The organism is Enterobacter sp. HNDS-6 (assembly GCF_039850505.1).
Classification (GTDB): domain Bacteria; phylum Pseudomonadota; class Gammaproteobacteria; order Enterobacterales; family Enterobacteriaceae; genus Enterobacter; species Enterobacter kobei.
In genome coordinates, this window is record NZ_CP156673.1 from 1,956,595 (window position 1) to 1,971,408 (window position 14,814).

General features: G+C 53.2%; 13 protein-coding genes. 12 read left to right on the forward strand and 1 reads right to left on the reverse strand.

Annotation, left to right across the window (positions count from 1 at the left end):
* The first annotated feature begins 5 nt into the window (after window positions 1-5).
* From ABFI50_RS09125 to phoU, 12 genes are all read left to right on the forward strand, one after another.
* Window positions 6-425, forward strand: a complete 420-nt coding sequence (locus ABFI50_RS09125; RefSeq protein WP_006177560.1) for a F0F1 ATP synthase subunit epsilon — start codon at window positions 6-8, stop codon at window positions 423-425.
* Between the two features lie 139 nt (window positions 426-564).
* The gene (gene glmU, locus ABFI50_RS09130) at window positions 565-1,935 is read left to right on the forward strand and encodes a bifunctional UDP-N-acetylglucosamine diphosphorylase/glucosamine-1-phosphate N-acetyltransferase GlmU (RefSeq protein ID WP_045134506.1); all 1,371 of its coding nucleotides are present in this window, start codon (window positions 565-567) and stop codon (window positions 1,933-1,935) included.
* Window positions 1,936-2,159: 224 nt separating this feature from the next.
* A complete protein-coding gene (gene glmS, locus ABFI50_RS09135; protein ID WP_014881886.1) occupies window positions 2,160-3,989 on the forward strand; it encodes a glutamine--fructose-6-phosphate transaminase (isomerizing) in 1,830 nt (609 codons plus the stop codon).
* Between the two features lie 330 nt (window positions 3,990-4,319).
* The gene (locus ABFI50_RS09140; RefSeq protein ID WP_014881887.1) at window positions 4,320-4,841 is read left to right on the forward strand and encodes a fimbrial protein; all 522 of its coding nucleotides are present in this window, start codon (window positions 4,320-4,322) and stop codon (window positions 4,839-4,841) included.
* Between the two features lie 101 nt (window positions 4,842-4,942).
* Window positions 4,943-5,623, forward strand: coding sequence for a fimbria/pilus periplasmic chaperone (locus tag ABFI50_RS09145; RefSeq protein ID WP_023331659.1), 681 nt, complete (start codon window positions 4,943-4,945; stop codon window positions 5,621-5,623).
* Between the two features lie 50 nt (window positions 5,624-5,673).
* A complete protein-coding gene (locus ABFI50_RS09150; protein ID WP_232947941.1) occupies window positions 5,674-8,142 on the forward strand; it encodes a fimbria/pilus outer membrane usher protein in 2,469 nt (822 codons plus the stop codon).
* Between the two features lie 9 nt (window positions 8,143-8,151).
* A complete protein-coding gene (locus tag ABFI50_RS09155) occupies window positions 8,152-9,207 on the forward strand; it encodes a fimbrial protein (RefSeq protein ID WP_303757281.1) in 1,056 nt (351 codons plus the stop codon).
* Window positions 9,208-9,453: 246 nt separating this feature from the next.
* Window positions 9,454-10,494, forward strand: a complete 1,041-nt coding sequence (pstS, locus tag ABFI50_RS09160; protein ID WP_303757282.1) for a phosphate ABC transporter substrate-binding protein PstS — start codon at window positions 9,454-9,456, stop codon at window positions 10,492-10,494.
* An 81-nt stretch (window positions 10,495-10,575) separates the two neighbouring features.
* Window positions 10,576-11,535, forward strand: a complete 960-nt coding sequence (gene pstC / locus ABFI50_RS09165; RefSeq protein ID WP_014881892.1) for a phosphate ABC transporter permease PstC — start codon at window positions 10,576-10,578, stop codon at window positions 11,533-11,535.
* On the forward strand, window positions 11,535-12,425 hold the full coding sequence (pstA, locus tag ABFI50_RS09170; RefSeq protein WP_014881893.1) for a phosphate ABC transporter permease PstA: 891 nt from the start codon (window positions 11,535-11,537) through the stop codon (window positions 12,423-12,425). The genes pstC and pstA overlap by 1 nt, the downstream gene beginning before the upstream one ends.
* A gap of 47 nt (window positions 12,426-12,472) precedes the next feature.
* Complete coding sequence (pstB, locus tag ABFI50_RS09175; RefSeq protein ID WP_010426574.1) at window positions 12,473-13,246, forward strand: phosphate ABC transporter ATP-binding protein PstB; 774 nt, start codon at window positions 12,473-12,475, stop codon at window positions 13,244-13,246.
* A gap of 13 nt (window positions 13,247-13,259) precedes the next feature.
* Window positions 13,260-13,985 (forward strand): phosphate signaling complex protein PhoU, encoded by a 726-nt coding sequence (gene phoU, locus ABFI50_RS09180; RefSeq protein ID WP_008500182.1) that lies wholly within the window; start codon window positions 13,260-13,262, stop codon window positions 13,983-13,985.
* A gap of 82 nt (window positions 13,986-14,067) precedes the next feature.
* On the opposite strand, the gene yieH is transcribed toward phoU, so the two are convergent.
* A complete protein-coding gene (yieH, locus tag ABFI50_RS09185) occupies window positions 14,068-14,733 on the reverse strand; it encodes a 6-phosphogluconate phosphatase (RefSeq protein ID WP_045134502.1) in 666 nt (221 codons plus the stop codon).
* Window positions 14,734-14,814 lie beyond the last annotated feature (81 nt).

Below are 14,814 nucleotides of genomic sequence, written 5' to 3' on the forward strand. Positions count from 1 at the left end.
GTGATATGGCAATGACTTACCACCTGGATGTCGTCAGCGCAGAGCAACAAATGTTCTCTGGTCTGGTCGAGAAAATCCAGGTAACGGGTAGTGAAGGTGAACTGGGTATTTTCCCGGGTCACGCACCGCTGCTCACCGCCATTAAGCCTGGTATGATCCGCATCGTTAAACAGTTCGGTCATGAAGAGTTTATCTATCTGTCCGGCGGCATTCTTGAAGTGCAGCCTGGCAGTGTGACCGTTCTGGCCGATACCGCTATTCGTGGCCAGGATCTCGACGAAGCACGAGCCCTGGAATCGAAGCGTAAGGCTGAAGAGCACATTAGTAGCTCTCATGGTGACGTGGATTACGCTCAGGCGTCTGCGGAGCTGGCCAAAGCGATCGCGAAACTGCGCGTTATCGAGTTGACCAAAAAAGCGATGTAACACCGGCTTGAAAAGCTCAAAAGCCAGTCTGTATACCAGGCTGGCTTTTTTTTTTGTGCCTTAATTCATGATGAAAAAGATGTAGAATTTTAAGCATCAAACGTTTTTACTTCTCACTTAAATTACCGTCAGGATGCGTATGTCAAACAGTGCGATGAGCGTGGTGATCCTTGCCGCTGGCAAAGGTACCCGCATGTATTCCGATCTGCCTAAAGTGCTTCACCGTCTGGCAGGAAAGCCAATGGTGCAGCATGTCATTGATGCAGCGAATGAACTGGGGGCCCGTCAGGTCCATCTGGTTTATGGACACGGTGGCGATCTGCTTAAAAAGGCGCTGAGCGATGACGCGCTCAACTGGGTGCTCCAGGCTGAACAACTGGGTACTGGCCATGCAATGCAGCAGGCCGCCCCTTTCTTTGCCGATGACGAAGACATCCTGATGCTCTACGGAGACGTCCCGCTGATCTCCGTCGAGACGCTGACTCGCCTGCGTGCAGCCAAACCGCAGGGCGGCATCGGTTTATTAACCGTCGTGCTGGACGACCCAACGGGCTATGGCCGTATCACACGTGAGAACGGCCACGTAACGGGTATCGTTGAACACAAAGACGCCAGCGATGAACAGCGTCAGATTCAGGAGATCAACACCGGTATCCTGATTGCCAATGGCGCAGATATGAAGCGCTGGCTGTCGAAGCTCAATAACAACAACGCGCAGGGTGAGTACTACATCACCGATATCATTGCGATGGCGTACCACGAAGGGCGTGAAATTGCCGCCGTTCATCCGGCGCGCATCAGTGAAACGGACGGCGTGAATAACCGTCTGCAGCTTTCTCGTCTCGAGCGCATTTATCAGTCTGAGCAGGCCGAAAAGCTGCTGCTGGCCGGCGTAATGCTGCGCGATCCAGCGCGTTTCGATCTGCGGGGGACCTTGTCGCACGGGCGAGATGTTGAGATTGATACTAACGTTATCCTTGAAGGCAACGTTCAGCTTGGCAACCGCGTCAAAATTGGCGCCGGCTGTGTGATCAAAAACAGCGTCATCGGTGACGACTGCGAAATTAGCCCGTACAGCGTGGTTGAAGATGCTCATCTGGACGCGGCGTGTACTATCGGTCCGTTTGCGCGTCTGCGTCCAGGTGCTGAGCTGCTGGAAGGCGCTCACGTAGGCAACTTCGTGGAAATGAAAAAAGCGCGTCTGGGGAAAGGCTCGAAAGCCGGTCATCTGACCTATCTGGGTGACGCAGAAATTGGCGACAACGTGAATATTGGTGCAGGAACCATTACCTGTAACTATGACGGTGCCAACAAGTTCAAAACCATTATCGGCGACGACGTGTTCGTGGGTTCTGACACGCAGCTGGTGGCGCCTGTCACCGTAGGTAACGGCGTGACCATTGCCGCCGGGACGACCGTGACGCGTGACGTGGCGGATAACGAGTTAGTGTTAAGCCGCGTGCCGCAGGTGCACAAGCAGGGCTGGAAACGCCCGGTGAAGAAGAAGTAACAACAAGGCGGGTGGCGCTACGCTTACCCGCCCTACCATTGAGTAGGCCTGATAAGGCGTAGCCGTCATCAGGCAAACCCGGGTGAGGAGATAAATATATATCTCCCCCCACAAGCAGTACCCATAACTATAACCCCACTCTCTACAAGGCTCGGGGTGCCCGGAAAGGGCAAATACAGGTCAGCGACAACGCAGGCATCATGCCTAAATTCGGAATCTAAAATATGTGTGGAATTGTTGGCGCAGTTGCGCAGCGTGATATTGCTGAAATCCTTCTCGAAGGTTTACGTCGTCTGGAATACCGTGGTTACGACTCTGCCGGTCTGGCTGTCGTAGATGCAGAAGGTCATATGACCCGTCTGCGCCGCCTGGGTAAAGTGCAGATGCTGGCCCAGGCTGCGGAAGAACATCCGCTGCACGGCGGGACGGGTATTGCGCACACCCGCTGGGCGACGCACGGTGAACCATCCGAAGGTAACGCTCACCCGCATGTGTCTGAACACATCGTGGTCGTCCATAACGGCATTATCGAAAACCACGAACCCCTGCGCGAAGAACTGAAAGCGCGCGGTTATACCTTTGTCTCTGAAACCGACACCGAAGTGATTGCTCACCTGGTGCACTGGGAGCTGGCACAGGGCGGCACGCTCCGTGAAGCGGTACTTCGCGCTATTCCTCAGCTGCGCGGTGCGTACGGTACGGTAATCATGGATTCCCGCGACCCGTCCACGCTGCTGGCCGCGCGTTCCGGTAGCCCAATGGTAATCGGTCTGGGGATGGGGGAAAACTTCATCGCCTCCGATCAGCTGGCACTTCTGCCGGTGACCCGCCGCTTTATCTTCCTGGAAGAGGGAGATATCGCGGAAGTGACTCGCCGCAGCGTGACCGTCTTCGATACCAAAGGCGAGCAGGTTAAGCGTCAGGAGATTGAATCTAATTTGCAGTACGATGCGGGCGACAAAGGCGCGTACCGTCATTACATGCAGAAAGAGATTTACGAGCAGCCAAACGCGATCAAAAACACCCTGACCGGGCGCATTAGCCACGGCGAGGTGGATTTGAGCGAACTGGGTGCCAATGCCAATGAACTGCTCGGCAAGGTTGAGCATATTCAGATCGTCGCCTGTGGCACCTCCTACAACTCCGGTATGGTCTCTCGCTACTGGTTTGAATCCCTGGCGGGTGTGCCGTGCGACGTGGAAATCGCGTCTGAATTCCGCTATCGCAAATCCGCTGTGCGTCGCAACAGCCTGATGATCACCTTGTCTCAGTCCGGTGAAACGGCAGATACCCTGGCAGCGCTGCGTCTTTCTAAAGAGCTGGGTTACCTGGGCTCTCTGGCCATCTGTAACGTTCCAGGTTCTTCACTGGTGCGCGAGTCCGATCTGGCGCTGATGACCAAAGCGGGCACCGAAATTGGCGTCGCTTCTACTAAAGCGTTTACCACTCAGTTGACGGTTCTGCTGATGCTGGTGGCGAAGCTGGCGCGTCTGAAAGGCGAAGATGCTTCCGTTGAGCACGACATCGTTCACGGGCTGCAGGCGCTGCCGAGCCGTATTGAGCAGATGCTGTCTCAGGACAAACGCATTGAAGCACTGGCGGAAGATTTCTCTGACAAACATCACGCCCTGTTCCTGGGCCGTGGCGATCAGTATCCGATCGCGCTCGAAGGCGCGCTGAAGCTGAAAGAGATCTCCTACATTCACGCTGAAGCTTATGCGGCAGGCGAGCTGAAACACGGCCCTCTGGCGCTGATTGATGCGGATATGCCGGTCATCGTTGTGGCACCAAACAACGAACTGCTGGAAAAACTGAAATCCAACATCGAAGAAGTGCGCGCCCGCGGTGGTGTCCTGTACGTCTTCGCTGATAAAGATGCCGGTTTTGCCAGCAGCGACAATATGCACATCATCGAAATGCCGCATGTCGAAGAGGTGATTGCACCGATCTTCTACACTGTTCCGCTGCAGCTGTTGGCTTATCACGTGGCGCTGATCAAAGGCACTGACGTTGACCAGCCGCGTAACTTGGCGAAATCGGTCACGGTTGAATAATTTTATATATTGAAGTGAAATAGCCCCATAAATCTATGATTGTGGGGCTATTTTTTGATCGGTAAATATAAATTTACTCTGAAAATATAATTCTGGAATAATAGAGATATATAAATCCTGGTAGAATTAATCCTGTTTTTTTAAATATAATATTATATTAAGACCTCATTTCATCCTGAACTATTCCATATTCAGCAGGCGAGAATAATAGAATAATATTTCTTCTTGTTATTTTTTATTTTAAAGAGTTTAATGCTCTTCGCTTGTATGCCCTGAAGTATTTATCAGGGAAATAGTATTTTGCAATGTATAATTCAGGATGGTGTTGTAATGAAAGGAAATACGTTAAAGAGCATTGTTGTGCTTTCCTCTTTATTTTTCGGTGCGCAGACACATGCGGCCAATGGCAATGGTACTGTCCATTTCACGGGCGAAATTATCGATAGTACCTGTGAGGTGTCTACCGGTACTAAAGACCAGACCGTTGATTTAGGCAAAGTGAATAAATCAACGTTTACCGGCGTGGGGTCAATGGCGTCGGTTCAGGCATTCCAGATCGATCTGCTGAACTGCCCGGATACCTACAAAAAAGCCAGCGCCCGTTTTGACGGCACCGAAGACGGTGACGGGTACCTGAAGCTGTCTTCTGGCGGGGCGAGTGGCGTTGCGATTGCAATTTATAACCGCGCCGATAACAGTCTGCTTAAGCTTTACAATCAGTCTACGCCTGCCACTATTTCCTCCGGCAAGGCGTCGTTACCATTTATGGCTCGCTATATCGCCACGTCTGCAACCGTAACGGCGGGCACTGCCAATGCGGATTCGGAATTTACGATTACATACAGTAATTAATTCCTTCAATCTCTTTCTGTAAAAAAATAATCAGGCCTGGTGAGGTTGGGTTTGTTGCGCCCTTTTATCGGAAATTATCCAGGCCTGTTACAGGATATAATATGCGCAGGCGTTTTATAATTTTATTTGTTGCTCTTCTTTTCTCATTTGCTACCGGGACGTCAAGTGCCGGGATTGTTATTGGTGGCACCCGCGTTATCTTCCCTGGAAATAAAGCAGATACCACCCTCTCTGTCTTAAATAAAGATACGGCACTGCCTTACCTTCTTCAGGCATGGGTTGAGCCTTTTAACAATGCGGATAAGCACCAGCCGCCCTTTACGGTTATTCCTCCCGTCTCCCGGCTGGAGCCCGGCCAGGAGCGTGTCCTGCGTATCATTAAAACTCAGGGCGAATTACCGTCTGACAGGGAGTCCGTGTTTTGGCTGAATATTAAAAATATTCCCCCGTCGACAACCGAAGAAAGCAGCAAGCTGGAAATTGCCATCAAAACGCGCATTAAACTCTTCTGGCGTCCGGCGGGTGTTAAGGAAACGCCTGAAACAGCCGCTCTGAAAGTGAAATGGCAACGGCAGGGCAGCATGCTGGTGGTCACCAACCCGACGGCCATTCACGTCAATGTGATCGACGTGGTTATTGATGGCAAGCCGCTCGACCTGGCGATGATAATGCCGTTTGAGACACGTCGGCTGGCGCTGCCTGCTGGCGTGAGCAAAATGCTCACCTGGCACAGTATTAATGATTACGGCGCGATTAGCGACGCTATTCAGCAACCTCTTTAACCGCGGCGGGGTTGCTTGTATTGAAACGTTTTCACTCTTTGATTTTATCCCTGCTGTGGCTGGGAGGAAGCTATCCGCTTCTCGTCAGTGCCACACGACCACTCTTTAACGTGCGTCTGCTGGAGCTTGATCGGCCCATTGAGGTCGATATCAGCCAGTTCAATCGCCCGGATAACCTGCCTGAAGGAGAATATCAGGTTGATATCTATGTGAATGATCGATTCATTGCGCGCAGGGCGGTGCGTTTTTTCCGCCACGATCCGGAGAGTGCGTTGGCGCCTTGTTTTGTGGATGTAAAAAACACGCTGGCGATGTTTGGCCTGAAAGTGAACGCGATTAAAGCGCTGGATACGGTGAATGCTGAAGGTTGTGAACCGGTGCCGGTGCTGCCTGGCGCGAAATGGACGCTGGACAGCGAAAAGCTCGCGCTGAAGGCGTCGATCCCTCAGGTCTATCTGGACGCCACGGCGCGTGACGCCATTTCGCCCTCGCGCTGGGATCAGGGTATTGACGCTTTGATGCTGAACTACGATTTCTCCACGACCCAGACGCTGAAGTCAGACTATGACAGTGACGATCTTTACTACCTGAATTTACGCAGCGGGCTGAATATTGGCGGATGGCGTTTGCGTAACTATAGCGCCTTAAATGCGGTCAACAGCCGCGGTAACGTTCGTTCGCTGAGCACGTACTTACAGCATGATATTGCCAGCCTGCGCAGCCAGGCCATGGCGGGTGATACGTGGACCGCGAGCGATCTCTTCGACAGTTCACAGGTGCGCGGCGTGCGTCTGTACACCGACAGCGACATGCTCCCCGATAGCCAGAACGGTTTTGCGCCGGTGGTGCGCGGCGTGGCGAAAACCAACGCCGTGGTCACCATCCGCCAGAATGGCTACATGATTTATCAGTCGGCCGTGCCGCAGGGGCCGTTTGCGTTGACCGATCTCAACACCACCTCAAGCGGCGGAGATCTGGACGTCACCATCAAAGAGGAAGACGGCAGCGAGCAGCATTTTGTTCAGCCTTACGCATCTCTGGCAATTTTGCGTCGGGAGGGGCAAACGGATGTGGACATCAGCATTGGTGAGCGTCGTGATAACGATCGGTTTATGCCAGAGGTGATGCAGGCACAGGTATTGCACGGAATGGCGTGGGGAATGACGCTGTATGGTGGCACGCAGCTGGCAGACGATTACCGCGCGTTTGCCGCCGGCATTGGTAAAGATCTCGGTAATATCGGCGCTATTTCGATGGATATCACCCATGCCCAATCGCACTTTACGGACGATGACGAGCAGGGGCAATCCTGGCGTTTTCTGTACTCAAAAACGTTCGACGTCAGCAATACCAGCCTGCGTATTGTAGGTTATCGCTATTCAACGGAAGGGTTTTACACCCTGGGCGAATGGGCATCGCGCACGGGCGATAGCGAGAACTTCTGGCATACGGGCAACCGTCGCAGCCGGGTAGAAGGCACCTGGACTCAACCGTTTTCCGAGGGGTACGGTAATGTCTATCTTACACTGAGCCGGGAGCAATTCTGGCGTACAGACGATGTGCAGCGCCTGATACAGATAGGCTACAGCAACAGCTGGAAGCAGGTCGTGTGGAACCTGTCGTGGAACTATACCGATACGGTGTCTGACAGCATGGGAGAGTGGCAACAAGAAGATGAGAGCGAGCATCTCGTTATGCTGTCGCTGTCTCTGCCGCTTTCGGCCTGGTTACCCAACAGCTACGTCAACTACAACTACGCCCACAGCAACCATGGCACACCTTCCCACCAGATTGGGTTGAACGGCAATCTGCTCGACGATAACAATCTGAGCTGGAACATACAGCAGTCCGTGTATGAAAACCGCGGCACCTCGGCGGGAAATGCGGGTCTGGTCTGGGATGCGTCCTACGGCTCGCTAAAGACAAATTATGCCTGGAGCGACGAAAGCCAAAGCCTGAACTACGGCGTCAGCGGCGGCGTGTTGATCCACGACGAAGGCATTACCTTCTCGCAGGAGATGGGCGAAACGGTGGCGCTGATCAAAGCGCCTGGTGCGGCAGGGTTATCGGTAGATAACGCCAGCGGCGTTGCCACCGACTGGCGCGGCTACACCGTGAAGACGCAGCTTTCACCCTACGATGAGAACCGTATTGCGCTTCAGAATAAGGATTTTGTTTCAGGCAACGTTGAGCTGGAACGCAGCGTGCAAAACCTGGTGCCTACGCGTGGCGCGGTGGTGAAAGCCGAGTTTGTTACGCACATCGGCTATCGGGTGCTGTTTAGCGTTTCACTGGCGAACGGCAAGCCTGCACCGTTTGGTGCGGTGGGTACCGCTGCGCTTGATGTGGGAAGCGCAACGGGAATTGTCGGTGACAAAGGTGAACTCTATCTCGCCGGGATGCCCGAATCGGGGCAATTTTCGCTGACGCTCAGCAGCGGCAAGGCCTGTCTGGCTGATTATCACATCCATCAGAAACCTGATTCCGGGCTTGTGCAACTGCCTGTCATTTGTCGATAAAGGATAAGAATGAAACCCCAATTCTGGCTTTTTACTCTCTTTTTTGCCGCTTTTTTTTTACAGGCGGCGCCTACCGGATACTGCGTACCAGACAATGGCAAATACCATAACTATTTCACTGTCGCGGAACAATTAACGACGCTTGATAACCTGGTTGGCATGCAGCATATGATCGATATGAATAACTCTACGACTTCGTTTAAGGGAACGTGCTACTGCCAGACGGGGAAAAATGAAAGTTACGATCATGCTTACATCACCAGCGTGGTTAATCCAGCCCTGCAGCCCACCACTAGCAGAAACAATATCTCCTATTATTATCTCAATAAGTATCTTGATATCGGTTTGCAAATCTACATTCTTGGCGTTGGCTACACCACCGTTCCCTTCGATCACCTGCCAAATGACATTGGGGGAACGTACCGGTGTCATAATGGCGTCAGTTCGCAAACCACGTTTTACAGCGGCGGGTCGGGCTTTATTTATCTGTATGTCAAAAAACAATTTACCGGCACGATCACCATACCGTCGATGGTCATGGCAAATATCTATGCCACTATCGATCCCCGTACCATCTCGAACGAAATCATCTCGGATGTGATTGTGCAGGGATCGGTCACGGTCCCGCAAACCTGCGAGATAGATGAAGGCCAGTCGATAATGATTGATTTCAAGTCTATTCTGGCATCGGAATTCTCAGCTAACCGGGGCCAGGCGGTGTCTTCACGCAAGATTACCCGGCAGGTCAATATCAAATGTTCAAATATGATGTTTACCGACACGCTGGGTGCAACCTTCCACGCCTCTGCCGCGACAGCCGACAGTACGATGGTGGCTACCGATAATCCTGACGTGGGGATTAAGATTTACGATAAACATAACAGGGAAATTAATGTGAACGGCGGTGAACTTGAGGCGGAAACGACGAAAATGCCCGTGACTCTGGAAGGCGAGACGCTGGGGACGCTCACGTTTTCAAGCGCTCCGGCTAGCGCAACCGGGTCCAGACCCGCGCCCGGTCCGTTCAACGGTACGGCTACCCTGACGATTGAAATCGGACACTAATCCATTAACGGCTGTTTATGACAGCCGTTGTCATATTTCACGGACAAAACGGCGATCTTTAAAATAAAAATGACAAAAAAATGAATGCCTGATGAATTAAGTGCTATATTTTTCATGTGGTTACACCTTCCTTTGTGTTTGTCATAAAACTGTCATATTTCGTACATTTATCTGTCACCTGTTTGTCCTATTTTGCTCATCGTAGCCACTTAAACAATGATTTACGAAATCCTTGCAGGAGACATTATGAAAGTTATGCGTACCACTGTCGCAACTGTTGTCGCCGCGACCTTATCTCTGAGCGCGTTCTCTGTATTTGCAGAAGCAAGCCTGACTGGCGCTGGTGCAACCTTCCCTGCGCCGGTGTATGCCAAATGGGCGGATACCTACCAGAAAGAAACCGGTAATAAGGTTAACTATCAGGGTATCGGCTCCTCCGGTGGCGTAAAACAAATTACCGCTAACACCGTTGATTTCGGTGCATCAGACGCGCCGTTGTCTGACGATAAACTGAATCAGGAAGGCCTGTTCCAGTTCCCGACCGTGATCGGTGGTGTGGTTCTGGCTATCAACCTGCCGGGCGTGAAGTCTGGTGAGCTGGTGCTGGATGGCAAAACCCTGGGCGACATCTACCTGGGTAAAATCAAAAAATGGGATGACGAAGCGATCGCTAAGCTCAACCCAGGCCTGAAGCTGCCTGCTCAGAACATCGCCGTGGTTCGCCGCGCGGATGGTTCTGGTACCTCCTTCGTCTTCACCAGCTACCTGGCAAAAGTGAACGAAGAGTGGAAATCGAAAGTCGGTTCCGGCTCTACCGTTAACTGGCCAACTGGTCTGGGCGGTAAAGGTAACGACGGTATCGCTGCGTTCGTACAGCGTCTGCCTGGCTCAATTGGCTACGTAGAATACGCGTACGCGAAGCAGAACAACCTGTCCTACACCAAACTGGTGTCTGCTGATGGCAAACCAGTAAGCCCGACCGAAGAGAACTTTGCTAACGCTGCAAAAGGCGCTGACTGGAGCAAATCCTTCGCGCAGGATCTGACGAACCAGAAAGGCGAAGGTGCGTGGCCAATCACCTCCACCACCTTCATCCTGGTTCACAAAGAGCAGAAGAAACCTGAGCAGGGCGCTGAAGTGCTGAAGTTCTTCGACTGGGCATACAAAAACGGCGCTAAACAGGCTAACGACCTGGACTACGCCAGCCTGCCAGACAGCGTGGTTGAGCAGATTCGTGCTGCATGGGAAACCAATGTGAAAGACAGCAGCGGTAAGGCATTGTATTAATTTAGCATTCTGACGAAAATGGCGGGTGGCGCTTGCGCTTACCCGCCGATTTCGTAAACGCGTTTAACAGAAGAGTGATTTATGGCTGCAACCAAGCCTGCATTTAACCCTCCGGGTAAAAAAGGTGACATGATTTTCAGCGCGCTGGTCAAACTGGCTGCGCTGATTGTGCTATTGCTGCTGGGCGGCATTATCGTGTCTCTGATTTTCTCCTCCTGGCCGAGCATTCAGAAATTCGGTTTCTCCTTCCTGTGGACCAAAGAGTGGGATGCGCCGAACGACGTTTACGGTGCGCTGGTGCCCATTTACGGCACGCTTGTGACCTCGTTCATCGCTCTGCTGATTGCGGTTCCGGTAAGCTTCGGTATTGCCCTGTTCCTGACGGAACTGGCGCCAGGCTGGCTGCGTCGTCCGCTGGGCATCGCCATTGAACTGCTGGCGGCCATTCCAAGCATTGTGTACGGCATGTGGGGCCTGTTTATCTTTGCGCCGCTGTTTGCCACATACTTCCAGGAGCCGGTGGGAAATGTTCTTTCTGCCATTCCGTTTGTGGGCGCCCTCTTCTCTGGCCCGGCATTCGGTATTGGTATTCTTGCGGCAGGGGTGATCCTCGCCATCATGATTATCCCGTACATTGCGGCGGTTATGCGCGATGTCTTTGAACAAACCCCGGTGATGATGAAAGAGTCGGCCTACGGCATCGGCTGCACCACCTGGGAAGTCATCTGGCGCATTGTCCTTCCGTTCACCAAAAATGGGGTGATCGGCGGCGTCATGCTGGGATTAGGCCGTGCGTTGGGTGAAACCATGGCGGTCACCTTTATCATCGGTAACACCTACCAGCTCGACAGCGTCTCTCTGTATATGCCGGGTAACAGTATTACCTCTGCACTGGCGAACGAGTTTGCCGAAGCGGAATCCGGGCTGCACGTCGCGGCGCTGATGGAACTGGGTCTGATTCTGTTCGTTATCACCTTCATTGTTCTGGCGATTTCCAAGCTGATGATCCTGCGTCTCGCGAAAAATGAGGGGGCACGCTGATGGCGACTCTCGAAATGCAAAGCACCGCTCAGCTGGCGGAATCCCGCCGCAAAATGCAGGCAAAGCGTCGTTTTAAAAACCGCATTGCGCTAACGCTTTCCATGGCGACGATGGCGTTCGGCCTGTTCTGGCTGATCTGGATCCTGATGTCCACCATCACCCGTGGTATTGATGGCATGTCGCTGGCGCTGTTCACCGAAATGACGCCGCCGCCAAACACGGCGGGTGGTGGTCTGGCGAACGCCCTGGCGGGGAGTGGATTACTGATCCTGTGGGCGACCGTGTTCGGTACGCCGCTGGGCATTATGGCGGGTATCTACCTGGCAGAGTACGGGCGTAAATCCTGGCTGGCTGAGGTGATTCGCTTCATTAATGACATCCTGCTTTCTGCTCCGTCGATTGTCGTGGGTCTGTTTGTTTACACCATCGTGGTTGCGCAAATGGAACACTTCTCCGGCTGGGCGGGTGTGATTGCGCTGGCGCTGCTGCAAGTGCCTATTGTGATTCGTACCACCGAGAACATGCTGAAACTGGTGCCGGACAGCCTGCGTGAAGCGGCTTATGCGCTGGGTACGCCGAAGTGGAAAATGATCTCTGCGATTACGCTGAAAGCGTCGGTCTCCGGGATCATGACCGGGATTCTGCTGGCTATCGCCCGTATTGCCGGTGAAACGGCTCCGCTGCTGTTTACTGCCCTCTCCAACCAGTTCTGGAGCACGGACATGATGCAGCCGATCGCCAACCTGCCGGTGACGATCTTTAAATTTGCGATGAGCCCATTCGCGGAATGGCAGCAGCTGGCCTGGGCCGGGGTGCTGATCATCACCCTTTGCGTACTGTTGCTGAACATTCTGGCGCGCGTCATTTTCGCGAAGAAGAAACACGGTTAATTTTTTACGGCGCGGCAGCTCGCGGCGCCGAATGAGGAAAAGAGTCAATGAGTATGGTTGATACTGCCCCGGGTAAGATTCAGGTTCGTGATTTGAACTTCTACTACGGCAAATTCCATGCCCTGAAGAACATCAACCTGGATATCGCGAAGAACCAGGTCACGGCATTTATCGGTCCGTCTGGCTGTGGTAAATCCACATTGCTGCGTACCTTTAACAAAATGTATTCGCTCTATCCGGAGCAGCGTGCTGAAGGTGAAATCATCCTGGACGGTGAAAACATTCTGACCCAGGCGCAGGATATCGCCCTGCTGCGCGCCAAAGTGGGGATGGTGTTCCAGAAACCGACGCCGTTCCCGATGTCCATTTATGACAACATCGCCTTTGGCGTTCGTCTGTTTGAAAAGCTTTCCCGTGCCGATATGGACGAGCGCGTGCAGTGGGCATTGACCAAGGCCGCATTATGGAACGAAACCAAAGATAAACTTCACCAGAGCGGGTACTCTCTGTCCGGTGGTCAGCAGCAGCGTCTGTGCATTGCGCGCGGTATTGCTATTCGCCCGGAAGTGTTGCTGCTTGATGAGCCGTGTTCAGCGCTGGACCCGATCTCAACTGGCCGTATTGAAGAGCTGATCACCGAGCTGAAGCAGGATTACACCGTGGTTATCGTGACCCACAACATGCAGCAGGCTGCGCGTTGCTCCGATCACACCGCGTTTATGTACCTGGGCGAGCTGATCGAGTTCAGCGATACGGACGCGCTGTTCACCAGACCTGCGAAGAAACAAACCGAAGATTACATTACTGGCCGCTACGGTTGATTTGGAGTGAATCATGGACAACCTCAATCTTAACAAACACATTTCCGGCCAGTTCAACGCAGAGCTGGAGAGTATTCGCACGCAGGTGATGACCATGGGTGGCATGGTTGAACAGCAGCTTTCCGATGCGATTACGGCGATGCACAACCAGGACAGCGAGCTGGCGAAGCGCGTCATTGAAGGCGACAAGAACGTCAACATGATGGAAGTCGCCATCGACGAAGCGTGCGTGCGCATTATCGCGAAACGTCAGCCGACGGCGAGCGATCTGCGTCTGGTGATGGCCATCATCAAAACCATCGCCGAGCTGGAGCGTATTGGTGACGTGGCCGACAAAATCTGCCGCACCGCGCTGGAGAAATTCTCTCAGCAGCACCAGCCGCTGCTGGTGAGCCTGGAGTCACTGGGTCGGCACACCGTGCAGATGCTGCACGACGTGCTGGATGCTTTTGCGCGTATGGATCTGGACGAAGCGGTGCGTATCTACCGGGAAGACAAGAAGGTCGACCAGGAGTATGAAGGCATTGTGCGTCAGCTGATGACCTACATGATGGAAGACTCCCGTACCATCCCAAGCGTGCTGACCGCCCTGTTCTGCGCGCGCTCCATCGAGCGTATCGGCGACCGCTGCCAGAACATTTGCGAATACATTTTCTACTTCGTGAAGGGTCAGGACTTCCGTCACGTCGGCGGCGACGAGCTGGACAAGCTGCTGGCGGGTAAAGACCCGAAAGAGTGATTTTTGTGGCGGATGGCGCTAGCGCTTACCCGCCCTAAGCTCTAACTGGTTTTCTCCCTCTCCCTTTGGGAGAGGGGAAACACTACCGAGTAATATCCCACCCGCGCGCTTTCCACAGCTCCGGCAACTGCGCCAGATCGGTAAAGGTCGTCACGTTTGGATGAACGATCGGCTTGTTGTGCGGATCGGCACAGAAGTAAAACACCTCCATCCCTGCATCAATGCCGGACTGCGCACCCGCAGACGAGTCATCCACCAGAATGCAGTTCTCGACGTTGACGTTCATCGCTTTCGCCGCATGGAACATCAGCGCCGGGTCGGGCTTCCAGCGCTGGATATCGTAGCCGCTGAACAGTTTTTCCGGGAAATGGTGCAACATTTCAAGCTTGCCGAGCGAGTGCTGCATTTTGCTGACCGGACCGTTAGAGACCACGCAGATCGGCACCGTCATCGCATCCAGCAGCGTGTTTGCGCCTGCTATGACTTCCAGCTCTGAGTCGAACAGGCGTGCAACCTCGGCGCGATACACCGGCTCCAGATCCGCTTTTGCCAGAAAGACACCGTGTTCTTCGTTAATGATGTCGATAATCTCGTAGAGCTTCACGCCCTTAAAGCGCTTAAACACCTCTTCGAGCTCCAGCGTAATGCCAAATTCCTGGAACATGGTGACATACGCGCGGGAACAAATGACCTCACTGTCGACCAGCGTACCGTCGCAGTCAAAAAATACCGCTTCAATTCCGGACATGCCTTTCCCTTTTAACAAGTTTAACGTTTTCGTACGGCAGTTCGCCGGGACGCAATCGTTGCCGTATAAGCAAAATCAATG

Coding starts and splice junctions, on each gene's coding strand:
- ABFI50_RS09125 (WP_006177560.1), top strand. CDS start 6: ATGGCAATGACTTACCACCTGGATGTCGTCAGCGCAGAGCAACAAATG.
- phoU (WP_008500182.1), top strand. CDS start 13,260: ATGGACAACCTCAATCTTAACAAACACATTTCCGGCCAGTTCAACGCA.
- ABFI50_RS09140 (WP_014881887.1), top strand. CDS start 4,320: ATGAAAGGAAATACGTTAAAGAGCATTGTTGTGCTTTCCTCTTTATTT.
- ABFI50_RS09145 (WP_023331659.1), top strand. CDS start 4,943: ATGCGCAGGCGTTTTATAATTTTATTTGTTGCTCTTCTTTTCTCATTT.
- yieH (WP_045134502.1), bottom strand. CDS start 14,733: ATGTCCGGAATTGAAGCGGTATTTTTTGACTGCGACGGTACGCTGGTC.
- pstS (WP_303757282.1), top strand. CDS start 9,454: ATGAAAGTTATGCGTACCACTGTCGCAACTGTTGTCGCCGCGACCTTA.
- glmS (WP_014881886.1), top strand. CDS start 2,160: ATGTGTGGAATTGTTGGCGCAGTTGCGCAGCGTGATATTGCTGAAATC.
- ABFI50_RS09155 (WP_303757281.1), top strand. CDS start 8,152: ATGAAACCCCAATTCTGGCTTTTTACTCTCTTTTTTGCCGCTTTTTTT.
- pstC (WP_014881892.1), top strand. CDS start 10,576: ATGGCTGCAACCAAGCCTGCATTTAACCCTCCGGGTAAAAAAGGTGAC.
- pstA (WP_014881893.1), top strand. CDS start 11,535: ATGGCGACTCTCGAAATGCAAAGCACCGCTCAGCTGGCGGAATCCCGC.
- glmU (WP_045134506.1), top strand. CDS start 565: ATGTCAAACAGTGCGATGAGCGTGGTGATCCTTGCCGCTGGCAAAGGT.
- pstB (WP_010426574.1), top strand. CDS start 12,473: ATGAGTATGGTTGATACTGCCCCGGGTAAGATTCAGGTTCGTGATTTG.